Consider the following 23,592-nt stretch of genomic DNA (forward strand, 5'->3'; position numbering starts at 1 on the left):
CAATAAAAACAGATTTTTTATCTTTCATCATAATGCCCTCTACTACTATACAATAAAAGGAATGTTGGCATTTACTGATATCAGTTAAGTTGGAGGAAATGATCATCCGCCGATGCACCAGCATTCTGATGGCCTGAACAACAGTCCGCAGGCAGGACATTCCAGAATAGCATTTTTTCTTAGTTTACCTGCTTTCTGATTGGCTCTGTATGCGCATACCGGGCAAGCAACATGGACCGGTCTTTCTTTAAAATGTCTAAGTCCTTCTGTAAATGACATAAAATAACCTCTGAAAAATATAATATTTATTATACGCTTTAAAATATAAATTATCGGGTTAAGTTATGAATATTTATTGCTGAATAAAATATGAGTTTTTAGAAAGCAACTGTTTGATTTATGTTACAATATCCTTCCATGAGAAATTTATGATGAAATCAGAAGACACTCTTGACTGGTACCCAGCGCAGTTGCCACCAGTAAAAATTATTTTAGGTGAAGCTGTGCTTGCTGTGGGTAAACAGGGAAGGCCGATTAATACACGTACCTTGCTCGAGTACCTTCAAGTCATGCAAGGTAAGCAAAAAAGACGTGATGATAAAGTTGCTATGCAGACTGCGATTGAAGTGCTTAGAGACAATCAGCGCATTAACGGTAGACGTTAATGCGCTCTTAAGATCCCTTAGTTCTGAGTGATCTCTACTATGTGTCTTTGACCATTCTGCTTTAAAGGTATTCGGTCATCAGACAGTTCGATACCATCTAGTATGACCTGATACTCGCCGTTGCCACGTGTAATGGTAATCTCGTAATAACTTTCGTCATGTTTATATGTCAGAGAGAAAGACTCCCACTCTGCAGGTAACAGGGCATGTATGGTCAAGACATCACCGGAACGTTTTATGCCCATCAATTCTTCTGTAAGAAGACGATAGGCCCAACCCGCTGATCCGGTGTACCAACTCCAACCTGCACGTCCAGTATGTGGCGCGATGCTGTAAACATCTGCACTCATTACATATGGTTCTGCTCTGTAAATCGCAACTTCTTCGTCAGTAGACGTGTGGTTTATTGGATTGATCAGAGACCAGAGTTGCCACGCACGCTCTGCATTTCCCATTCGGGCAAATGCCATCACGGCCCAGATAGCACCATGAGTATATTGCCCGCCATTTTCACGCACACCAGGCACATAACCCTGAATGTAACCGGGATTTGGTCCGTGTCCATCGAATGGAGGCGAAAGTAGCTTTATCAACCTGGATTCGGAGTTTACCAAATGCTTGTCCAGAGCTTGCATTGATTTACCGGCACGTCCACAGTCTGTCGCACCGGATAAAACGGACCAACTTTGAGCTATTGCATCAATCCGGCAATCTTGAGAACTTTTGGATCCTAAAGGCGTTCCATCGTCAAAATATCCACGCCGAAACCATTCCCCGTCCCAGGCTGTCGCATTCAGATTTTTTTGCAAGTGTTCCGCCTCCGTGCGACACAGCGATGCTACAAGCTTATCTTGCTGACGCTCAGCGAGTGTCGCGAAACGCTTTAAAATGTCGAACAGGAAGAACCCGAGCCAAACGCTTTCACCTTTTCCTTCGATGCCGACCCGGTTCATCCCATCGTTCCAATCGCCAGCGCCCATTAGCGGCAGACCATGTTGTCCAAAACGAAGCCCATGCTTAATGGCTTTAACGCAGTGTTGCCATAGCGTCTCTTCGGTGTGGCTGATTAGTGGTGTATCGTAAACGGACTCTTCTCCAGGCTGGAGCTGACGTCCTTCCAGATAAGGAATCATCAGCTCTAGTATTCCGATATCCCCAGAAGTGTCGACGTAGTGACTGACGGCGAGCGGGAGCCAGAGAAAATCATCTGAACATCGCGTGCGTACGCCGCTACCGTGAGGTGGATGCCACCAGTGCTGCACATCGCCTTCAATAAACTGTCTTGACGCACATAGTAATATTTGGTCGCGCAGGCGTTCCGGTGCAGCGTGGGTCAGTGCTAATGTATCCTGGAGTTGATCGCGAAAACCAAATGCGCCACCCGATTGATAATAACCACTGCGCGCCATGAGACGACAGGCCATTGTCTGATATAGAAGCCAACCGTTAACTAGCTTATCAACTGAATGGTCTGGTGTATTGACCACTATCTTATCCAGCATGCGGTGCCAGTGACGATGGACATTGTCCAACTCCTGTCGAACGATATTTTCATCCAAATAATGATCGAGTATAGTCTGAGCTCGGGCGGAGTTTTCCTCGCTGCCGAGTACAAAAATGAAGGTCTTCTGATCACCGTCAATTAGGGTGGTAACAGACTGAACTGCACCGCATGGATCCAAACCAGCGCCCGTATTTCCCGATAAGTTGCGAAGCTTCATTGCGGCCGGTTTTTGCAAAGAGCCATTGCGGCCAATAAACTCTCGGCGATCACCTGTCAACGAACAATGAGGATCGTTGACAGCGAAAAATGCAATGCGTCCTTCGCCGTTAGCTCCGTAAAAGTTATTTGCTGTAACTCCACTACCACCCGGCACGACCACCGTATGTGTAACGATATGGGGAGCAGAACGCGAGCGTGATTCCCCAAGCGTCCACTCTACGTACCCTGTGACCGATAATTTGCGCGTGCGGCCCGAATTGTTACTAAGCGTCAGAAGTGCCAACTTAACAGGATCGTGTTCGCCAACCAGTATTGTCAACTCGCTATCTATACCACTATCGCGGTGCGCGAATACGCTGTAGCCAAAACCATGACGGGTTAAATAATCCCCGCGGCCACGTACAGGTAACGTCGTGGGTGACCATACCGTTCCGCTCTCTTCATCACGAATATAAAAAGCCTCACCGCTACGGTCGCTTACTGGATCGTTTTCCCAGGGAGTTAAACGATATTCATGAGCGTTCTCATACCAACTGTAAGCCTGTCCGGCTTCTGAAATGACGCTACCAAAACAGGAGTTTGCCAGCACATTTGACCAAGGGGCCGGCGTTGGAACATTTTCCTTCAGGATAATCTGATACTCCCGTCCATCCTCTGAAAACCCTCCATGCCCATTGAAGTTGAACAGATGTTCTATATGCGGCGTCCAGTCTTCCTGTCGATTGCTTCCCTCAGTGACAAAAGATACAAATGGCCTTTGCGGTTTAATTGGCGAGTGGAGCCGCTGATTAAGTTGCTCGTTTAGCCCGCCGGCGCGATCGTCAAGATACATACATGCAACGCTCATCAACAATTGCTTATCTTCAGAAGACAAATGCTCCCCGTTACGGACAAAAATGCCGCCCGGTTTATCCAGCAGGCTGGCTTCTGAACCGGCATAGATTAAATCCATAATCAGTGTTTGAAGGGCCTGCTGATAGCCACCTGCGCTGTTATTGAGGATAACAAGATCCACTTCAAGCCCTTTTAGCCGCCAGTAACGATGAGCCTGAATCAGTGTAGTGATAGAGGTCATACTCTCATCGCTGGTCACGCTATGCAGTACAATCGGTAAATCACCTGAAATACCCCAGCCCCACAGTCCGGACTGACCGCGGCGGTTACGGCTTATGACTTGATCGTCGGCGCGTAGTTCGTGACAGGGATAGAGCACAGCACTAGCGAGTCGGTTAAACAGCGTTGCGTCATCTTCACTGGCATTTATCTGCCTTAGCACTACCAGACTGTGCGACCAGGCAAGCTCAAAAACACGCTCAGCGATTGGGTAATCACGGTATTTTTCCAATAATGCCTTGCTTTGCTGACGGCTCTCACTGATGCCATAAACGATATCAATCGTTATCGGAATACCTGGCATGAGTCTCACAACTTGTCGGATCGCTAGGACAGGATCCAGCACGGCACCGGAAGTATTGCTGAGCGGCCCGTTAGCATAGATAGCAGCGGCATCAGCCTGACTTCTGCCCCTTCCAATAAACTTAGCTCGGTCTGTTTCAAACGAGGCTTCATTATGATCATTGCTATGCACCACCATCATGTGAAACAGAAATGGGCTCGGATCATCTGGAGAACGCGGTCGTCGATGGCAAAGAATAGCGTCCCGACTGTGATCAATCTCAGTTTCGATGAACAAATTACTGAATGCCGGATGCGCTAGATCACTGGTTTCTGGAGCAATCACCACTTCAGCATACGTTGTTAGCTCGAGCGTTCGCGGTAGACGGCCATGGTGTACCAGGGTGACACGCCGCAGCTCTATATCATCCTCCGGGGAAACCACAACCTGTGTCCTAACGCTAAGGGCTCCGAAGGTACGCCTGAATTCTGCGCCTGCGTCGGTGAAGATTATCTCATCGCTGCTGTTCGCATTTCCGCCCATGGGCTGCCAAGTATTGCTCCATACCTCATTCGTATGCGGATCACGGATATAACAGAACGATCCCCAGTTATCACGGGTTGTATCGCTGCGCCAGCGGGTAACTGAAATCGAATTCCAGCGAGTGTATCCTCCACCACCTGGCGTCAGCATCAAGTGGTAATGCCCATTTGAGAGCAGCTGTATTTCCGGAGTAGGGCTGTCTACATGACTGAAAACTCTCGGTTCATATCGCACCGGTTTAACCCTTCCTTCATGGGATTCAAAATGACGGCGAGGGCTGTAAAGATCGACTGCATCCGGGACGCGTTCCTGCAATAGAAGATTCGCCGACATAAAGGTGGGGCTTGCCATAAATCGCTCGTTCATTGGGGCATCAAGCAGGATATGCGCTAGCGCCTGGAATCCCATCCCTTGGTGGTGTGCCATCCAGGACTGTACAACCGCGTACAGTTGCCCGGTAGCAAGCCGTGATGGTGTGTAGTCCAGCGCTTCATAAAACCCGTATTCGCCATGTGCACCGCTCTGCTCCAGTCTAAGTAAGTTTTCGCAGGCCTTCTGGGGGTAAACGAGCAGAGCCAGTAGTGTTGCATACGGCGCGACTACCATATCGTCCGCTAGTCCTCGGCGAAGACCGAGTCCAGGTACCCCAAATGCCTGATACTGATAATTACGCTGGACATCAAATGCATGATAGCCGGACTCAGAAACGCCCCATGGTACGCCACGTTCCTTGCCCCAGTTAATCTGACGTTTCACCGCGGATTTGCCCATTTCATCAAGCAAACTGCCGCGCCAGTTTGGCATCACAAGATTCGGCATCAGGTATTCAAACATTGAGCCGCTCCATGACATCAACGAGGTTTCATTGTCGATATTGGTGAACAACCTTCCCAACGCATACCAGCTTTTCATCGGAAGCTGATTTGTCGCGATAGCGAGATAACTTGTCAGCCTGATTTCAGAGGGCAGAAGGTCATAGTGGCTTTTATCGGCGGTATTTGTGTCGCAGTTATATCCGACACTGAGCAGGCTGGTAGCTTCGCTGTAGAGAAAGGCAAAATCCATTCGCGCATGGTCATTTAACCTCTTTTCAAGTTCGCTGATGATATCCAGCCGCAAACGGGCGTGAGTAATAACTGATGCAGGAGGCGTTCCTTCTCCGGTATCGGTACTCTGCGCCAACCAGCTTAGTGTTGGCAATGTCTCGCTTGGGTATGTAGGGGGTAACCACGCGAGTAGATGTGACCATTCGTGGCATAATTCAACCAACTGATACTCTAGATGCTCGGCCCAGCGCACCACAAGATCACCTTCCTGCTGACTCGCAGCGGTAAGATGTTTGCACTGAGTACGCATTTTTTTAAGTTCGCTGAAAAGAGCTCCCGCAGGAAGTTCCACTGAGCTGAAACACTGCTTTTGAAGCACTTTAAGCGTATCCGGTGCCCCTGGCCCCCAGTGTTTTTCAAGAAGAACTAATGTATCGTTTAACCCTGCAAGTATTCTTCTGCCATTCAAAATCGGCTGGTTTCGCATGGCTAATAACCCTTCACGCAGAGTCAATAGATGTCCAGCCATATTACCGCTATCCACGCTTGATACGTAACGCGGACTGAGCGGCGCAAGTGTTTGAGTGTCATACCAGTTATATAAATGACCACGAAAATGTTCCATATTATCAAGAGAGTCGAGCGTGAGCGTTATGCGTTGTAAGACGCTGCCGCCTGGCAAATAGCCAAAATCCCAGGCAGTAAGGTTAGCCAGTAGTGATAACCCAATGTTGGTAGGGGATGTACGGTGCGCGATTGTCGGCTGCGGTATTTCCTGATAATTATCGGGGGGGAGCCAATTTTCTTTCGCTGTGGCGAAGGTCTCAAAAAAAGACCATATTTCTCGGCTTGTCTGTCTCAGCAGAAGTTTCTGTTTATGATCTGGCAAAAAGGGCTTACGCGCGGGTTGGCGGCTCAGCCAAGCCATAATAATGGGGGCTATGCACCACCCGACGCTAATGGGCAATGCGATGAACAGCATCAGCGGATCAAACATCAATGCTAGTGATGTGAGACTCAGACCGCAGGCAACATTCAGCCACATTTCCCGATAAAAACCTAAAACAGAGATACTGGATTGGTAGTTATCTGGGTTATAGCTTACCCATTGGTTGAGGTTACGCTGGCTTACACCAAGTCGCCAAAGCGTAACTCCAATAGCGTATAATGAGTAACCGGCCTCGTGGGGTAGTATCATAATCGTGAGACCGATACGTAAAATGCGCTTCAAGGCTCCAGCTGAGACCAGTTGCAGATGTTGTTTAAGGGGACGGCGGTGCGGTTTATGAACGAGATCCCATGCTATGCTAAGCGCCGCAGGAAGAAACCATATTAGCGTAAGTACGCTAAACCAGTATAAAGGGTTGGGGAGCCAGAGCAGCGTGCTCAATACAAGCAGCATGATCGACGGCGCTACCAGGCTGCGTCGGAGATTATCCAATAATTTCCAACGAGAAAGGATGGACAATGGATTTTTTTCCCTGCTTCCGTCAGCTTTTCTGACCCGAACCCTTAACCAATTGAGCAGTTGCCAATCTCCGCGTATCCAGCGCGTACGACGTGCGACGTCTGAGATATAATTAGTTGGATATTGTTCGTAAAGTAAAACGTCGCTCAGCAGACCAGAGCGGGCGTAACATCCTTCGAGCAGGTCGTGACTGAGTACGAGATTTTCCGGACAGACGTTGGCAGTGGACTGGACAAAAATATCTACATCATAGATACCTTTGCCTACGAACGATCCCTCGCCAAAAAGATCCTGATATATATCTGAAGACATCATCGAATAGGGATTATTACCCGGGACGCTGCTGCGCATGGCGGCGTAGCGCCCCTGACCGTAAAGAGGCATTTCCTCTGCTAAGCCTGGCTGTAAAATTCCGTACCCTTTAACGACTCGTTGGAACGTTGGATCATATTCTGGTTTATTCAACGGATGCGCCATTGTGGCCACCAGTTTATGGGCGGTATCGCGAGGAAGGAGCGTATCACTGTCAAGAGTGATGACGTATTTAATCCGTCCGGGCAAAGCCTGCGAGTGAAAGCCTGCAACGCTCGAAAACTGGGTTCCCGGTTGACGTAACCAGCTGTTAAGAAGAGCTAGTTTGCCCCGCTTGCGTTCATATCCCATCCAGATTCTCTGCGAATCGTTCCACACCGGCTGGCGGTGCAGTAGATAAAATCGAGATCGGCCGCTAGGGTTGCGTCGATTAAGTCTCTGCGTCTCAGCAATCGCTTGCCTTAAAAGGACAGTGTTTTCCTCGGTATCCTCAGTTGATGAATCCGGAAAATCGGTAAGAAGTGCAAAGCAGAGATTTTCATCCTGATTGCCAAGGCTGCAGACTTCCAGGCGAGAGAGAAGTTTGCTGAGGCTTTCATAGCTTGTCAGCATGCAAGGGATCGCAACCATTGTGGCATATTCAACAGGTATCCCACTTGAAAAGTCCATCCGCGGCAGAGGTCTGGGAATACGAAAGCGTGTCGTTGCTTCGCTAAGCATATCGCTGGCGAGTTGACTAATGGCAACAATAAGGGGGAGTGCTAGGGGGATGAGCAGCCAGAATATCCCCTGTAGTGCAGTTTCATACAATATGGTAGCCGTAGCGGCCGTGGTCAAGAGACTCAGGCTACCAAGCCATGACAGAAGGGGCGATTTATTCATACTCTGCCGCAGCCATTTCAATAGAGACCTTTCAACTGACAACAGTTGTTCGAGTTGTGGCCTTCCACCCCCAAGCAGAAAATAACCGATATGTCGGTGCTCAGGATCTAGACTCGGTTCGCAAGACATTGCCAACACGCGGTTTGCAACTTCCAGTTCACTCAAGCTCGCATCCCTGGCAAGCGTTTCAATCACATGGCGATAATGATCTCGGGTGTCGAAGTGCATGCGAGGATATATACCAGCTGGGTCAAGGCGTAAAGTTTGCTCGACTACGCTGATGGTCTCTGCAAAATCAGACCAGTTCGTTTCACTCAGCAGACGTAAACCCGAAATACTGTTACTGACGGAAAGCTGGCTGGCGGCAAGCTGCTGATTGAAGCGATGAATCAGGACCTCAGTTGTAACACCTTGCTCTGCAAGACGTTGTTCAATCCAATTCAGAGGGAGTGCAAGAGCATTGCCATGTCCCTGCAGACGACGAACCATTTCAGCGACAAAGGCACTGCTCAGTGGAGGATGATTACGCGCCATATCGGCAACAATCAAAATTAGGTCGGCGGGAGCATTCTCTGCACAATCAAAAATCCGCGTTATCCACATATCTGCAAGATTTCGCTCCTGCTGGGCCTGGGTCACTTCGTTGCTCACACGACGCAGGTTTTCTATCAGCGCTAGACGCAGCATTCCTGGCAAAGCCCATATCTCCCCCAACGTCAGAGGTGTCACCTCTTGATATGCGGAAATATAACTGGTAAGGCTGCTGGTGTCCCAGCGTCCGTCGCCATGCGCTATGGCCTCTGAGGCTAAGTCATAAATTCTGGGACATCTATGTGGATAGGCTAGTACCGGAAGACCCTTACCAAAGCTTTTCGGTAAGTGCTGGCGTACCATGCGAATCTGCTCTTCAATCAGGTAATAGTTGTCCAGAAGCCACTCACCTGCGGGCATGATACTCGTTTTTTTTCCTGCATTGAGTAGATAGCAACATCGCGTAATTATCGTTTCATTGTCAGTTAGTCGTTTAAGAAGGTAGTACGGGAGTATTTCCGGAGACAATTTGTGCGTACGAGCCAGTTTTCTTCCAAAGCGTTCTAACTGAGGGGTAGAAAAAAGTTCCGAACGTAAATAGTTTTCTCCTCCCGAATCGTTGGCTGGGGCTGATATGTGTGCGCTGCCTTCGGGCAGAATACGAGAACGCTTAAACCACGCAATAGGTTTCATTTTCATTGGGTTGCTCTTTTGCTACGTTAACGCGCAGGAGCAGATGCGAAATCAGTTCAGAAACGTTCTCTCAGGATGGGCGTAAGGCATCGGGGATTTGACAACTGCTGATATTATATTAAGTGTAGAACATCGGCTGTGAAGCTAGCGCGGAGAGATAAAAAGTGCTTTACACCCCGGACAAAGCATGGGGCTTTTTAGACGCAGTTTAGAGGAGGACTGAGCGGATTTTAATCCGCAAACAGGGCAGGTGACGGTGGTTGTTAATACACGTCCAAACAGTTTCATTGCATAATCGATAACAGACATGATTATTAGCCTCTCAATTAATGTATTTCACTCTATCACATCTGGCTAAAATTAAACCAATTTATAAATCACCCAATTATTTAACATAAGGGATGTTTTTTCTCTTTTCTAACACATTGCTTTCCTGCCTGTTTTAGAAGCGAACGAATTCCAGCGTTTTGAAATCCTTATGTTATTTTGCAACGCAAGATGAGTTTTATCTAGGTTGCCGCCTGGATTGAACACTTGATTTTTTCTACAAGAAAAATCGGTTGATTCACATTTGATGTTCTGAAAGCGTTGCAAAATCCGTAAGATAAGTTTATAAATGTACTGTACATGCATACAGTAATTCATTGCGGAGGGAAAAATGATAATCGAGTTAGCCATTGATCGCATGAAGAAACTTCCTCATGGAGCTATACCTGCGCTAGAGTCAGAACTGGCCAAAAGACTCAGTAAGCGGTTCGATGTTAGCCAGCTTACGATTAAGCGTGCCAGCAATGATGCACTGACTGTTTTCGGAGGCGACAAGGAAGAGAGCGAGCGAGCACATACTGCAGGAGACCTGGGAAAGCGCTGACAAGTGGTTTTATTAATCGCGTGAATTTTACTGGAGCAGTTTCAAAGAGTATCGCTGTTTGCGTTCCCCTGGCTGTTCCCGATAACTGTTTACCGCGTCAATAAGTCGCTCTGGGGGAAATAGTGTGTAGCGCAGGTGCCTTTAATGCAGATGATCAATGGTACGACGTGGTCAGAAGGGCCGATAAAGCAGTTATCTATAGCTTCCCGGCGGAAGGGAGATATCTGGTTTATCGAGTAAATGGAATAGTTTCATTACGACCGTTACTTGAGGATGAAGAGATCTTCACTTTTAACGGGTTCATGCAATTTGCAAAACGACTGGGGTACCGAGTAACTCCACCGTCTGATATTATTCTTTCATAGGCCTGAACACCCTATACCTGATGCGCCACGGAGAGAACCATGGCGCTAGAATTACAACTTATAAAACACCACTCAGGAATACTGATCCCGGCTACGCCCGAGACCAGCGATATCCTGCAATCCAAAACCCGGCTCGGCGATGTTCTTGTTGCCGAGTTCAGGCGTGTACGTAACCCGGCATTCCACCGGCGCTTTTTCGCACTTCTCAATCTCGGCTTTGAATACTGGGAACCAACCGGTGGGGCTATCTCGAGTAACGAGCGGAAGCTGATCACTGGCTACGCCAGGTTCCTGGCTTCGTATGGCGGGAATGAGGGAGCGCTGATCGATGCTGCTGAGCAGTATCTTGAGCAGGTTGCTTACCGGCGCGTCACGAATGGCATTAGCCTGTGTAAATCCTTTGACGCTTACCGCTCCTGGGTGATCGTCGAGGCAGGGCACTTTGATGCCATTCAGCTACCTGACGGAACACTCAAAAAGCATCCACGTAGCATCTCATTCGCCAACATGGACGAACTCGAGTTCCAGCAACTCTATAAAGCCGCATTCGATGTCCTCTGGCGATGGGTCCTGTCCCGTTCATTCCGCAGCCGTGATGAGGCCGAAAATGTCGCCGCTCAGCTGCTTGGTTTTGCGGGGTGAGGGAATGAAATATACCTGGTTCCACCACACTGATTGCAGCACCGAACAGGCCGACGAACTGGTTAAGCGTTACAAGGCCCGCGGGGTACGAGTTGAGCGCAGCCTAAACCAGGACTACGTTACCTGGACTGTCAGTGCATTCCTTCCGACATCTAACACACCAGCGCGCCCGGATAGTCGCTGGCGAAACCGGATGTGGGGGTGAATGTGAAGACATATCAAATCACTTTGCCCTGGCCGCCGAGCAATAACCGATATTATCGACACAACCGCGGGAGAACGCATATAAGTGCTGATGGGGTAGCGTACCGCTATGCGGTTGCCAGTGTAATCCGAAACGCTCGACTTAATATCCGCACGGCCGCACCACTCAAAATCCGTATCGATTGTCACATGCCCGACCGCCGGCGCCGTGATCTGGATAACCTGCAGAAAGCTGCATTTGACGCTTTGACCAAGGCGGGATTCTGGCTGGATGACAGCCAGGTAATCGATTATCGCGTTGTGAAAATGCCTGTCATTAGGGGCGGGAAATTAGAACTCACCATTACCGAGCTGGAGACCGCATGAATCTTGAAAACACCCTCAAATATCACTTCGCCAAATCGACAATGATTAGCGATTCTCCGCGTGCAACGGCGTCAAACTCATTAACCGGAACGGATATCATGGCCGCTATGGGCATGACGCAGGAACGGGCAGCTCTGGGATACAGCGCTTTTCTCGGGAAGATGGGTATCAGCAACAATGACCGGGAGAGGGCGATTGAGTTGCTGGCTCAGTATGCGCTGACCAAGTGCGATCGGGTGGCTGCCCTGCGCAAACTGGATGCCAGGGTAAAGCCATTAGTGATGCACCAGCTGGCCACCTTCGCGTTTGAGGACTATTCCCGCAGCGCCGCCAGCGTGAAGCAGTGCGATGGCTGCAATGGGGAAGGGTTTATTGACGCTGAGATTTTCAGCATGAAGTCTCACACTCCGGCAAGAGAGAAGAAGTTCGTGAAGATGTCTTTGCATATGGGTGTCGAGAATATTCGACCTTCTGAGTATGAGGTACGTAGAGAGGTCAGGGAAGTAGCGCGCGTTCTCTGCCCGCAGTGTAAGGGGAAGAAGGTTGTCAGCTGCGCCTGTAGAGATTGTCATGGACGCGGGAAAGCCATTAATCAGGTTCTTACTGAACAGCAGGGCGTTCCGGTTCTGGCCGATTGCAAGCGCTGCGGCGGACGTGGGTATGAACGAATTCCATCAACTGAGGCATATGCAGCGGTATGTCAGATAACTGATGTAATCAGCCTCGATACCTGGAAGAAGTCTGTTAAGCCATTCTACGACCAGCTCATCACCAAGTTTGATATCGAAGAGGCGTGGGCTGATGCGCAGCTGAAGCAGATAACAAAATAGGGCGTGAATTTATCGTGAGCTATTTACTTTTCCCGAATCTGTGATAATTTTGCTCTAACGATGGGTTATTGCCTTCGTTTAAAGCCCTGCGGTTAACCCCGTGGGGCTTTTTGCTTCTGGCGAATTATGAATTATTGAAGAGCTAGCGCTGTAACGGAAAATAAGAGATGCTTCGCCAGCTGCGAGCCTTTTAGTATCCATGGAAGAAGAAGCGAATCTTCAAGCCGATAAACTTCAACACTGGCCAGACATAATGTTGGATTAAATATAGGACAGGTGGAACAACTAATGTCGCACCAGTTGCGCAGAGTGCGTATACCGCCGAGTCCTTTGCGATTAATGAGTAATTTAGGTTAAGTGTTTCAAGATTAATTGCATTGGCTGTACTCGAACCTACAAATCCAGAGCCAAAAACAACCAGAAACACATAAAGTGATACTGTTATGAGCCTTAAAATTAACCGAATGTATTTCACGATGAACACCTGCTGATTGATGTCATCGTTTTACACAAATGCCATCTGTTTAGCTAGCTTCTAGGTCGCTTGGTTCTAAATAATATCCTGTTCATTGCCTTACCCTCACATTGCCAGCCTGTCGCTGGCTTTTTAATTTCAGGCTCCAGGAACCATCATCGACACGCCTTCTTGTTAAATCGTCCCGACGGACTGACCCTTTTCAAACACACAGCACCCGCTAACTACGCGAGGTGAGAGTATGTATCGCATGGACAAACTAACCACCGGTGCTGCTTACGGCGCTTCAGCCGGTAGCATCCTAAACGGCATGCTGAATGCCTATAGTCCCGAGCAGTGGAACGCTATCGGCGTGCTGGTGGGCATCATCATCGCTGTACTGACGTATCTGACGAATCTCTATTTCAAAATCCGCGAAGACAACCGCCGCAGCAGGAGCCGAGATGAACCCGACACTCCGAAATAAGCTGGTGGGCGCCGTTGTTGGCGGAGCCAGCGCAATCACTATTGCAGCTGTGATGCTGGGCAATGCGGATGGACTTGAAGGAAGACGCTATTACGCTTATCAAGACGTCGTTGGTGTCTGGACTGTTTGCGATGGCCACACCGGCGCTGACATTCGCCGCGGTCACAGATACACCGATAAAGAATGTGATGCTTTGCTTCAATCCGACCTGCGCAAGGTAGCTGCAGCTATCGACCCGCTGATTAAAGTCCATATTCCCGAAACCACTCGTGCCGCACTTTACTCTTTCACCTACAACGTAGGAGCTGGAGCGTTTAGCAGATCGACGCTGCTGAAAAAATTAAATTCCGGCGACGTTCCGGGTACATGCAAAGAACTGCAGCGCTGGACGTATGCCGGTGGCAAACAGTGGAAGGGGCTTATCACTCGGCGCGAGATTGAGCGTGAAGTTTGCGAGTGGGGCCAGAAATGAGCCGATTAACAGCCATCATCTGCGCTGTCGTTATCTGCGTGCTGGTTTCCATGACATGGGAGATTAACCATTACCGCGGCAACGCCATTACATTCAAAGACCAGCGCGATAAAGCCACTGAGAAATTCAGCCTGGCGAACGCCACCATCAAAGACATGCAGATCCGCCAGCGAGATGTCGCTGTGCTGGATTCCAAATACACGAAGGAATTAGCCGATGCGAAATCTCAGCTTGAAGATCTGCAGCGTTGTGTTCGCACTGGCAAGTGTGGGCTGCACGTCAACGCCAGATGTCCCGCGAACGGAACGTCCAGCACCAGCGGCGTGGGCGATGCTTCCAGCCCCAGACTTACTGACTCCGCTGAACGGGATTATTTCACACTCAGAGAGCGAATCGTCACAGTGACGAAGCAGGTCGGTTATCTGCAGGACTACATCCGTGAACAATGTCTGAAATAGAGCCTCATCCCTTAGGTTATGCAAAGCCTCTCCTCTGGACTATAAAGTAGTCAATATTTTAAGCCCATTTTGATGCGCTGGATTATCACAAAAAATGCCCTCGCAGGGAGGGCTAGAGGAGTCTCAGTTTCACTTGCTCTTTTTATCGATGTTTCCCTGGAGTTGGCATTCTCCACATCAGAGTCCTAGATAGCCTGGCAGTTAGTCAGTAATCAACAAGCGTAAACGGAAGTTAATAGGATTTTACTCAAGAAGAAGGTTGGTTATTATTGTCCCTGAAAGGTTAAATCCGATCTTGCTGGCTTATCACGAGCTCGGCGCTATGGAACTCCAGACTAGCTAAGATATCCCCGTGTATAACATATCCGGACACTCAAGCCGCCAGAAGTAACGTCATTCTGCCATAAATGATAGGTGATATTTCTAAATTTATTCGCCATAAAATGGTAGATTGAATCAACCCTTATGGAGGATGACTATGGCGAGTTGGCTCAGCGAGAATGCTACTTCTATTATCTCTGCTAGTTCTGCATTGATAGGTGTTGGTATTACGGGATTGATTAACTTTTTTGTTAGCAAAGCGAATGCTCGAACTGCAAAAGAAGCGAGAGATAGTCAGAATGAGCTTGAAAGATGGAAAACCAAACGCGAGTTTTATATAAATAAAGCAGAGGAATTATTTACTTTATTCGATAGATGGCATGAGTCGATTTATCAGCTCTACCTTTTAACGGTTTGTAGAACAACCGGGACGAAGACCGCAGAGCAGGTTAACGACGAATGGAATACTCACGTTGATAAATCTATCCAGCCACGTATTCACGCTTTGCTCACTCTTTATTATCCTGAACTTGCTCCGGCTTTTCGAGAGATGACCAATATCAATTCAGAAATAATGACTAACTATGCCCGATGTGTGTCCAATAATTTAAACCCAAGTGAGTACAATATATCTTCATTAAAGCACATGGAAATAATAAGGCAGGGAAGTCTCGCGTTTAAGGAAAATTTAGCAAAAAAGACGCAGCAGCATTTATAACCGTTTAGGGCGGTTTGGTTTTGCCATCACCACGACTTTTTACGGTGATGGCTATTTGCAGTTTTATAGCTGATTTATTTGAAACCATACTCTTTGATCATTTCTTTCAAATCATCCCAAACGTTGTCGGGAATTTGTGCTGGGTAAACCATATTTTTTAGTGAATCAATGACTTCATCAACTGTTGTCCCAACTGCTGCTTGACTGCCATTTGGGATATCGTGTCCGTAGATAACGCCAGTGTGTGCTTGGCCACCTACATGTTTGTAATCAACCATGTAGCCATCTTTCATGCTGAATTCCATGCTATTTCCTTATTTTGAAAGCTATATAAAATTGTTTAAAAGATAGTGCTTAATGATTTATTTACGGCACGTGTTTAAAAAACTTTAGGATTTTCTTTATGGCAAAACCGGACTGGGGCGAACTTCAGCAACGGTTCCTGTCCGAACATGCCTCAACCGGCGTATCACCGAAGGAATGGTGTGAGGCGCAGGGACTGAACTATTCTACTGCTCGCCGATACATCAAAAAACCTTCTACACAAACTGCGCAACATTCTGCGCAGAAAAAAATGCGCACTGCGCAGGAATATAAAAGCGCAGAAGAGTTAGTGGATGATGATGGGTTAACGGCACAGCAACGACGCTTTGTCGCAGAATACCTGAAGGATGGCAATGCTACACAGGCAGTTATCCGGGCTGGCTATAGTAAAAAATCAGCTGAACAAATCGGCTATCAACTCCTTCAGAAAACTTCAGTTGCGCAGGCTATTGCGCATCAGCAAAAAGCCTCTATTGCGCGCACGCTTGGCAGTGCCGATGAGGTTCTCGCGCAGATGTGGCAGCTCGCCACCTTCGATGCAAACCAGCTTTCGCAGTATCGCCGCGGTGCTTGTCGTTATTGCTGGGGCTTTGGCCATCAATACCAGTGGCGAGATATGGTGGAGTTCGAAGAGAAGCGGCTGGAAGCTACAGAACGCGATAAGCGCGAGCCCGTCGATGTTGGTGGTTACGGTTACGACCACAATCGAGAACCAAACCCCGAATGCCCACGCTGCAATGGTGACGGCATTGGGCAGCCTTACTTCCCGGACACCCGCAAACTCCCTCCAGTCTCACGGCTCGCATACTCCGGCGTGAAGGTCGGCAAGAACGGCGTCGAAATCAATTCCATCAGCCGCGAAAAAATGTTCGAAGCTGTGATGAAACGCCTTGGCCTGGCCGATAGCGAATTCGCGCAGCGCCTGCAGCAGATTGAAATCGAGCGCCGGCAGCTGGAGGTAGAAAAGCTTCGTAAAGAGTTGGCCGGTGATGGTGAGGACGATGAACCAACCCCAGTGCAGATCAATATCAACGTAGTGGATGCGAGGGCAGACGATGGGGATCAGCCCGACACTTAACATTCCTCAGGCGCGCTTCCTCGCGATGCAGCACAAATTCAAAGCCTACGTTGCTGGGTTCGGTTCCGGTAAGACGTGGGTGGGTTGTGGCGGCATCTGTAAGGGGATGTGGGAACACCCGAAGATTAACCAGGGTTACTTCGCGCCAACATATCCTCAGATTCGTGACATCTTCTACCCGACGATTGAAGAAGTGGCCTTTGACTGGGGCTTGGGCGTCAAAATCAACGAGGGTAACAAAGAGGTCCACTTCTACGAGGGGCGACGGTACCGCGGGACCACAATCTGCCGCTCGATGGAGAAGCCCGGCTCTATAGTCGGCTTCAAAATCGGTAACGCGATGGTGGATGAGCTGGACGTCATGGCTGCGGCCAAAGCGCAGCAGGCGTGGCGAAAAATAATCGCCCGTATGCGTTACAAGGTTGATGGGCTACGTAACGGCATCGATGTAACGACTACGCCGGAGGGCTTCAAGTTTGTCTATCAGCAGTTCGTGAAGGCGGTTCGTGAAAAGCCGGAGCTCGCGGCCCTGTATGGACTGATTCAGGCCAGCACGTTCGACAATGCGAAGAATCTACCGCCTGATTACATCCCGTCGCTGCTGAGTTCTTACCCTGACGAACTGATTCAGGCATACCTGCGAGGGAAGTTCACCAACCTTAACAGCGGGACCATTTACCACACCTTTAACCGCAAGCTGAATAACTGTTCTGACGAGATTCAGGACGGGGATCCGCTGTTTATCGGTATGGACTTCAACGTTGGAAAAATGGCCGCGATTGTTCACGTTAAGCGTAATGGCCTGCCGCGCGCGGTCCGTGAGCTGGTGAAGGTCTACGACACGCCAGCGATGATTAAGCGTATCCAGGAAGAGTTCTGGCGCTACGAGGATGGCCGATACGTTAAAAGCCGGGAGATTTACATCTATCCGGATGCTTCTGGCGACTCCCGCAAGTCCCAGAACGCCAGCAAGACCGATATTGCCCAGCTTAATGATGCAGGATTTAGCGTTATCGTTGATGATGCCAACCCACCGGTTAAGGACCGTATCAACTCGATGAACGCCATGTTCTGCAACGCCAACGGCGAACGCCGCTATCTGGTGAACGTTCAGAACTGCCCGGTTTACACCGAGAGCCTCGAGCAGCAAATATGGGCGGCCAATGGCGAACCGGACAAATCAGCTGATAACGATCACCCCAATGATGCTGGTGGGTACTTCATCGTGAAGGATTACCCGATCGTGAAACCGGCATACTCAATCACCATGGACACCACTTTCTGATATGGCAAACGACGACATCACCTGGGTTCGACCAGAACACCGGGCGGCTTCTGCTGCCTGGCGGAAATACAGGGACTTCTGCAAAGGAGCTGAGGCTGTAAAAGCGGCGGGTAATAAGTACCTGCCTTATCTCGACCCAACTGATAAATCCACTCGCAATCGCAAGCGCAATGAGGACTATCTGAGCCGCGCGGTGTTCTATGCCATTGCCGGTAATACGAAAATCGGCATGCTTGGGATGGCGTATCGCAAGGACCCCACGTTTAACGGCCATGAAAAGCTCAATTACCTGTTGGACAATGCTGACGGTGCCGGCACCAGTATTTATCAGCAGTCGCAACTGGTGGCCGAGAACGTGCTGGAAGTTGCGCGAGAGGGGCTTTATGTCGATTACGCAGAAGCCTCCGATGAGGCGATCATCCTCCGCTATCCGGCAGAGAACATTATCAACTGGCGAACAAAGCGAATTAACGGGCGCGATCAGCTGGTGCTGGTGGTACTGCGTGAATGCGTAGAAGAGCCGGATGGTTACGCTTATAAGGATGAAATCCAGTACCGCGAACTGGCGCTGGAAGAAGGCCGGTTCATCTGCCGGGTATGGCGCCGGGCTGGTGGCACTGCAAGCGGAACCTACACCGTTGACAGTGAATACCACCCTAAGCCTAAAGGAAAGGACTACTGGGACGAAATCCCGTTCACATTCGTCGGGGCCCAGAACAACGATCCTACCATTGATGATTCACCGCTGGCTGCGCTGGTGGAGATAAACCACGGTCATTACCGTAACAGTGCTGACTATGAGGACAGCGTGTGGTTCTGTGGCCAGGTGCAGCCGTACATGACCGGGCTTGATACCAACTGGCGCGATCACCTCGAAAAGAAGGGCGTGAAAATTGGTTCCCGATCACCGCTTTTACTTCCCAAAGAAGGCTCGTTTGGTTATGCCCAGGCGCAGCCGAACATGCTGGCTAAAGAGGCCATGGATAGCAAACGCGATTACATGGTGCAGCTTGGCGCCCGACTGATTGAGCAGAACGCCACGGCGAAGACGGCAACCCAGGCGAGCGGTGAGCAAACATCATCAACATCAGTGCTCGGTATCTGTGTTTCAAACGTTTCTGAGGCCTATACGCTGGCGCTTGGCTGGTGTGCGAAATACCTCGGCATCAAGGGCGAAACGACGAGTTACACCATCAATCAGGAATTCATCGCGAAGGTTGCTGAGTCGGGCATGGTGACGGCAATCGTCAATGCCTGGCAGTCCGGTGCGCTGCGCGATAGCGATATGATTCGCGCACTGCAGAAGCTTGATCTCATTGACCCGGCCGACAGTCCGGACGAGGTTATTGATGCGCTTCGCAATCAGGCACCCACGTTGACGGGAGGCTGATATGCCCACCATTAACGAAAGCCTGCGTGAAGAGTCGATCGCACATTCCGTTTGGTTAAGCCGCTACGCCACCGGCGTGGCAAACCGGATGGTGAAGTTGCTTAACGAGACGGATGCTGACCTGTCGGCACGTCTACTGGATGCGCTGGACAGATTGCCTCCTGAGAGCTTCACCGTTAGCCGTCTGCAGAGTTTACTGGGCAGCGTGCGCGATCTTAACCATCAGGCCATAGCCACCATGCAGGCAGGGCTCGAGAGTGAACTGATGGCACTGGCAAAGAACGAAGCCAGTTATCAGCTGAGCCTGTTCGATTCCCTTCTTCCATCACAGGTCTTGTCTCACTTTCCGCTGCAGGGCATCACCGCCGATATGGTGTATGCCGCGGCGATGGCGCAGCCCTTTCAGGGGCGGCTGCTGAGTGAGTGGGCGGATAAACTGGAATCGGACAGGCTGGCGCGGATCGTGAACGCCGTCCGCAGGGGGTATCTTGCCGGCGACACGGTAGAAACAATCGCGCGCGGTGTTCGTGGCCACGCCAATAAAGACTATCGCGACGGCGCGCTGCAGATGAGCAGGGCAAATGCCGCCAGCGTCGCTAAAACAGCCGTGAATCATCTGGCTGCCACAGCACGCAACAGCTTCACCGGTGCCAACCGCGATATCGTGAAAGGTAAGCAGTGGCTGTCCACGCTGGACAATAAAACCAGCCACGACTGCATTATTCGAGATCTGCTGCACTACACCCTGGATAACAAACCGGTCGGGCATAAGGTGCCTTACCTGCAGGGACCCGGGAAGATTCATTTCTGCTGCCGTTCTACTGAAACCCTGATCCTCAAGTCATGGCGAGAACTCGGCATCGATATCGACGAAATGGACGAAGGTACTCGTGCCAGCATGGATGGCCAGGTACCGGCGAAAACCTCGTATCTGGAATGGCTCGAGCGTCAGCCGGCTCAACGGCAAGATCAGGTTCTGGGTGCCGAGCGTGGCCGTCTGTTCCGCGCGGGTGAAATAGTCCTGGCTGATATGTTCACTGACAAAGGCGAATGGATATCCCTGGAACGTCTGAAGCAGCTCTCAGGCACAGACAACTAACAATCACATCTTACTCCACGCCCTGGCATCCGCCGGGGCTTTTTTATGGGCGAGGCCCGGCAAAATCCCGAGGGGAAAATATGTTAATTCGAAACATGCTTCTGAAATTCTATGCACCAGAAAGCGGCGGAGAGGGCAGCGGTGGCGGTGGTATCGAAATCACCCCAGAAATCCAGAAGTTTATTGATGAGCGTGTGACCAGCGAAGTCACTGGCCTGAAATCGAAAAACTCTGAGCTGCTGGGCACCATAAAGCAGCAGAAAGAAAACCTGTCCCGCTTTGAAGGTATCGATCCAGACGCTGTACGCGGCATTCTCCAGCGTTTTTCCGACGACGAAGAGGCAAAGCTGATTGCCGCCGGAAAAATCGATGAGGTGCTCGATAAGCGCACCGAGCGTCTGCGTGCTGACGTTGATAAGCAGATTAAAGCCGCAAATGAACGCGCGGACAAAGCCGAAGCGTTCTCCAACAAATTCCGGGATCGAGTTCTGGGGGATGCAATCCGTGCAGCAGCGTCCAAAGCTGGCGCGCTGCCGGAAGCATCTGACGATCTGATTCTGCGTGCCAAAGGCACATTCCAGCTCAACGACGAAGGCGAGGCCGTAGCAGTTGATGCAAATGGCGACGTTCTGTTCGGTAAAGACGGCAAAACTCCATTAAGCCCGCTCGAGTGGGCGGAGTCTCTTAAGGAGACGGCTCCGCATCTGTTCCCACGCGCAGAAGGCACCGGCGCGGGCGGACACAAACCAAACGGCGGTGGCAGCCTGAAACGTTCCGAAATGAGCGCCAGCGACAAAGCGGACTATATCCGCAAGCATGGCCAGCAGGCCTTCCTCAAACTTCCAAAATAAGGGATTAACCCATGTCTACCACTGTTAATAGTGACCTGATCATTTATGACGATCTGGCGCAGACCGCTTTCCTCGAGCGTCGCCAGGACAACCTGGCAATTTTCAACGCGTCCTCCAACGGTGCGATCCTGCTGGATAACGAGCTGATTGAAGGCGATTTCCGCAAGCGAGCCTTCTACAAAGTGGGCGGCTCAATCGAATCGCGTGACGTTAACTCCACCGAAAAGGTGACGGGTAAGAAGATTGGCGCCGGTGAAGCGGTATCCGTTAAAGCACCGTGGAAATACGGCCCGTATGAAACCACGGAAGAGGCCTTTAAACGCCGTGGCCGCTCCGTTGATGAGTTCTCCGAAGTGATCGGCACTGATGTGGCTGACGCGACACTTGAAGGCTACGTGAAGTACGGCCTGAAGGCGCTGACTGCGGCGATTGGTGCTAACGCCGACATGGTCGTAACCGCTGATATTGAGACCGACGGTAAAAAGACCCTGACACGCGGCCTGCGTAAGTACGGCGACAAGTTCAACCGTGTGGTGCTCTTCGTGATGCACTCTGCCACCTACTTCGACATTGTTGATGAGGCGATTGCCAACAAAATCTACGAAGAAGCGGGCGTGGTGGTTTACGGCGGGCAGCCAGGCACGCTGGGTAAACCTGTGCTGGTGACCGACACCATGGACGCTGATGCGATCCTTGGGCTGGTAGCTGGTGCGGTTACTGTCACCGAATCTCAGGCGCCGGGCTTCCGTTCCTACGACATCAACGACCAGGAAAACTTGGCTATCGGATACCGCGCTGAAGGCGTGGTGAATGTCGACCTGCTGGGTTACAGCTGGGATACCTCCAAAGGTGATAACCCTGACCTGACCGCCATCGGCACTGCGGGCAACTGGAAGAAACACTTCACCAGCAACAAATCTACGGCAGGCGTGCTGATTAAACTGGAATCCGCTGTGGGGGAGTAACGCTGTCAGCGGATAAAACCTCCGCAACTGCTGACAGCACAGACGCGGTAACTGTTTCTCTGAAGTACACGCTGAATGGCTCCGGTGTATCCGGTAAAACCGTCGCGTGGACGTCCACAGGTGGCACGCTTAGCACTTCCAGTTCGCAAACCGGCTCTGCTGGTGGTGCAACGGTGAAACTCACATCAGACGTTGCTGGCACCTTCACGGTAACCGGCACGGTTGAAGGAGTGGCGAAAACCACTGATGAGATCACTTTCACTGCGCCTGCCGGAGAATAACGAATGGGGCGAAAGCCCCATAAACAGGATGATTCGATGATCAATACCGATATCACCTCTCCTGATGCCAACAGCTACGCCAGTGAAGAAGATCTTGCCTCATTTGCGGAAATACGCGGCATTGAACTGCCTGACAAGCTCACACCTTTGCTGATTAAGGCAATGGATTACCTGGAGGGGCTGGACTGGGTTGGCTCAAAAGCCGACCCTCGACAGCCGCTGGCCTGGCCACGTGCGAACGTCATTCTGGATGGACACGATTTCCCGCCCGACCAGGTGCCACGGCAGGTTGTAACCGCGCAGTGCATGCTGGCTGTAGAGGCAATCGACGGCGATTTACTCTCCAGCGTGCGCGAAGCCGCTGTGAAAACTGAACGTGTGGAAGGTGCTGTAACCATGACCTATGCGGTCGCAGATGGTGAAGTCTTCACGCCGTCCTATCCTGCCGTGATGGCGCTGCTGGGCGACCTCGCTGGTGGTCGTGGTTACGCCATTAATGCATTTGCAGAGAGGGCCTAATATGGCGATTGATTACCAACGTATGCAGGCCAGAACGACCCGCATGCTCAGGCAGAACGGCGCGACGTACAACGTCACCCGTAAAGGCTCGGTAACTGTTATCGGCGGCGTTGAGCATAAAACTGAAGCGGTCCATTTTACTGCTGTGGGCGTGAAGACCGAATACGCGCCAGGTGAAATTGATGGAACGGTCATCGTTAACGGCGACGTGCAGATCGTTTTTACGGCAGAGCAGGAAATTAAAATCGGTGATGTGGTTGATATTGACGGCACAGCCTACCGTGTTGTCAAACCGAACCCGGCAAAACCTGCCGTGCTGGTGCTCTGCTACAAAGCGCAACTGAGGGCTTAGC

General features: G+C 50.4%; 23 protein-coding genes and 1 pseudogene. 20 read left to right on the forward strand and 4 right to left on the reverse strand.

The genetic code is table 11. The features are described 5' to 3' along the window. Positions 1-102 precede the first annotated feature (102 nt). Positions 103-279: a YnfU family zinc-binding protein gene (locus AC3WOK_RS03325; protein ID WP_217498535.1), complete on the reverse strand. Its 177-nt coding sequence runs from the start codon at positions 277-279 to the stop codon at positions 103-105. 152 nt (positions 280-431) lie between these two features. On the opposite strand from AC3WOK_RS03325, the gene AC3WOK_RS03330 reads away from it, so the two are divergent. Continuing rightward, complete coding sequence (locus AC3WOK_RS03330) at positions 432-665, forward strand: hypothetical protein (RefSeq protein WP_039262743.1); 234 nt, start codon at positions 432-434, stop codon at positions 663-665. Between the two features lie 17 nt (positions 666-682). Here AC3WOK_RS03330 and AC3WOK_RS03335 read toward each other — a convergent pair whose 3' ends face one another. Next, positions 683-9,265, reverse strand: coding sequence for a glycoside hydrolase family 94 protein (locus AC3WOK_RS03335; RefSeq protein ID WP_492353926.1), 8,583 nt, complete (start codon positions 9,263-9,265; stop codon positions 683-685). Positions 9,266-9,403: 138 nt separating this feature from the next. Beyond that, the gene (locus AC3WOK_RS03340; RefSeq protein ID WP_217498534.1) at positions 9,404-9,568 is read right to left on the reverse strand and encodes a YnfU family zinc-binding protein; all 165 of its coding nucleotides are present in this window, start codon (positions 9,566-9,568) and stop codon (positions 9,404-9,406) included. Between the two features lie 349 nt (positions 9,569-9,917). On the opposite strand from AC3WOK_RS03340, the pseudogene AC3WOK_RS03345 reads away from it, so the two are divergent. The 10 genes and pseudogenes from AC3WOK_RS03345 to AC3WOK_RS03390 all read left to right on the forward strand — a co-directional run bounded on the left by AC3WOK_RS03345 (position 9,918) and on the right by AC3WOK_RS03390 (position 15,447). Beyond that, a pseudogene (locus tag AC3WOK_RS03345) lies at positions 9,918-10,146 on the forward strand (DinI-like family protein). Positions 10,147-10,252: 106 nt separating this feature from the next. After that, positions 10,253-10,495 (forward strand): hypothetical protein, encoded by a 243-nt coding sequence (locus AC3WOK_RS03350; RefSeq protein WP_492353927.1) that lies wholly within the window; start codon positions 10,253-10,255, stop codon positions 10,493-10,495. A 39-nt stretch (positions 10,496-10,534) separates the two neighbouring features. Next, a complete protein-coding gene (locus tag AC3WOK_RS03355; protein ID WP_492353928.1) occupies positions 10,535-11,137 on the forward strand; it encodes a DUF1367 family protein in 603 nt (200 codons plus the stop codon). Between the two features lie 4 nt (positions 11,138-11,141). Further along, on the forward strand, positions 11,142-11,342 hold the full coding sequence (locus tag AC3WOK_RS03360; protein WP_262746644.1) for a hypothetical protein: 201 nt from the start codon (positions 11,142-11,144) through the stop codon (positions 11,340-11,342). A 2-nt stretch (positions 11,343-11,344) separates the two neighbouring features. Next, positions 11,345-11,707, forward strand: a complete 363-nt coding sequence (rusA, locus tag AC3WOK_RS03365; RefSeq protein ID WP_492353929.1) for a crossover junction endodeoxyribonuclease RusA — start codon at positions 11,345-11,347, stop codon at positions 11,705-11,707. Next, a complete protein-coding gene (locus tag AC3WOK_RS03370; RefSeq protein WP_492353930.1) occupies positions 11,704-12,537 on the forward strand; it encodes an antitermination protein in 834 nt (277 codons plus the stop codon). The genes rusA and AC3WOK_RS03370 overlap by 4 nt, the downstream gene beginning before the upstream one ends. Positions 12,538-13,253: 716 nt before the next feature. Next, positions 13,254-13,478, forward strand: coding sequence for a class II holin family protein (locus AC3WOK_RS03375; protein WP_014884012.1), 225 nt, complete (start codon positions 13,254-13,256; stop codon positions 13,476-13,478). Beyond that, a complete protein-coding gene (locus tag AC3WOK_RS03380) occupies positions 13,456-13,950 on the forward strand; it encodes a lysozyme (protein WP_492353931.1) in 495 nt (164 codons plus the stop codon). Before AC3WOK_RS03375 ends, AC3WOK_RS03380 begins: the two co-directional genes overlap by 23 nt. Next, complete coding sequence (locus AC3WOK_RS03385) at positions 13,947-14,408, forward strand: lysis protein (protein WP_492353932.1); 462 nt, start codon at positions 13,947-13,949, stop codon at positions 14,406-14,408. Before AC3WOK_RS03380 ends, AC3WOK_RS03385 begins: the two co-directional genes overlap by 4 nt. A 478-nt stretch (positions 14,409-14,886) precedes the next feature. Next, a complete protein-coding gene (locus AC3WOK_RS03390; protein ID WP_492353933.1) occupies positions 14,887-15,447 on the forward strand; it encodes a hypothetical protein in 561 nt (186 codons plus the stop codon). A gap of 74 nt (positions 15,448-15,521) precedes the next feature. On the opposite strand, the gene AC3WOK_RS03395 is transcribed toward AC3WOK_RS03390, so the two are convergent. Beyond that, positions 15,522-15,752 (reverse strand): hypothetical protein, encoded by a 231-nt coding sequence (locus AC3WOK_RS03395; protein ID WP_492353934.1) that lies wholly within the window; start codon positions 15,750-15,752, stop codon positions 15,522-15,524. A gap of 98 nt (positions 15,753-15,850) precedes the next feature. Here AC3WOK_RS03395 and AC3WOK_RS03400 point away from each other — a divergent pair, with 98 nt between their 5' ends. The 9 genes from AC3WOK_RS03400 to AC3WOK_RS03440 all read left to right on the forward strand — a co-directional run bounded on the left by AC3WOK_RS03400 (position 15,851) and on the right by AC3WOK_RS03440 (position 23,591). Then, on the forward strand, positions 15,851-16,849 hold the full coding sequence (locus AC3WOK_RS03400; protein ID WP_492353935.1) for a terminase small subunit: 999 nt from the start codon (positions 15,851-15,853) through the stop codon (positions 16,847-16,849). Continuing rightward, the gene (locus AC3WOK_RS03405; protein ID WP_492353936.1) at positions 16,827-18,134 is read left to right on the forward strand and encodes a terminase large subunit domain-containing protein; all 1,308 of its coding nucleotides are present in this window, start codon (positions 16,827-16,829) and stop codon (positions 18,132-18,134) included. The genes AC3WOK_RS03400 and AC3WOK_RS03405 overlap by 23 nt, the downstream gene beginning before the upstream one ends. A gap of 1 nt (position 18,135) precedes the next feature. Beyond that, positions 18,136-19,524, forward strand: a complete 1,389-nt coding sequence (locus tag AC3WOK_RS03410; RefSeq protein WP_492353937.1) for a DUF4055 domain-containing protein — start codon at positions 18,136-18,138, stop codon at positions 19,522-19,524. A 1-nt stretch (position 19,525) separates the two neighbouring features. Then, positions 19,526-20,623: a structural protein gene (locus AC3WOK_RS03415; protein WP_492353938.1), complete on the forward strand. Its 1,098-nt coding sequence runs from the start codon at positions 19,526-19,528 to the stop codon at positions 20,621-20,623. A gap of 80 nt (positions 20,624-20,703) precedes the next feature. Then, a complete protein-coding gene (locus tag AC3WOK_RS03420; protein ID WP_492353939.1) occupies positions 20,704-21,474 on the forward strand; it encodes a hypothetical protein in 771 nt (256 codons plus the stop codon). Positions 21,475-21,485: 11 nt separating this feature from the next. Continuing rightward, on the forward strand, positions 21,486-22,439 hold the full coding sequence (locus tag AC3WOK_RS03425) for a major capsid protein (protein WP_492353940.1): 954 nt from the start codon (positions 21,486-21,488) through the stop codon (positions 22,437-22,439). A 2-nt stretch (positions 22,440-22,441) separates the two neighbouring features. Further along, positions 22,442-22,720, forward strand: a complete 279-nt coding sequence (locus tag AC3WOK_RS03430; RefSeq protein ID WP_265350067.1) for an Ig-like domain-containing protein — start codon at positions 22,442-22,444, stop codon at positions 22,718-22,720. 36 nt (positions 22,721-22,756) lie between these two features. Next, the gene (locus AC3WOK_RS03435) at positions 22,757-23,239 is read left to right on the forward strand and encodes a DnaT-like ssDNA-binding protein (RefSeq protein ID WP_462784403.1); all 483 of its coding nucleotides are present in this window, start codon (positions 22,757-22,759) and stop codon (positions 23,237-23,239) included. A gap of 1 nt (position 23,240) precedes the next feature. Further along, positions 23,241-23,591 (forward strand): hypothetical protein, encoded by a 351-nt coding sequence (locus AC3WOK_RS03440; RefSeq protein WP_063428992.1) that lies wholly within the window; start codon positions 23,241-23,243, stop codon positions 23,589-23,591. Position 23,592: the final 1 nt, after the last annotated feature.

This window comes from Enterobacter sp. FW301-JW81 (genome assembly GCF_058788735.1).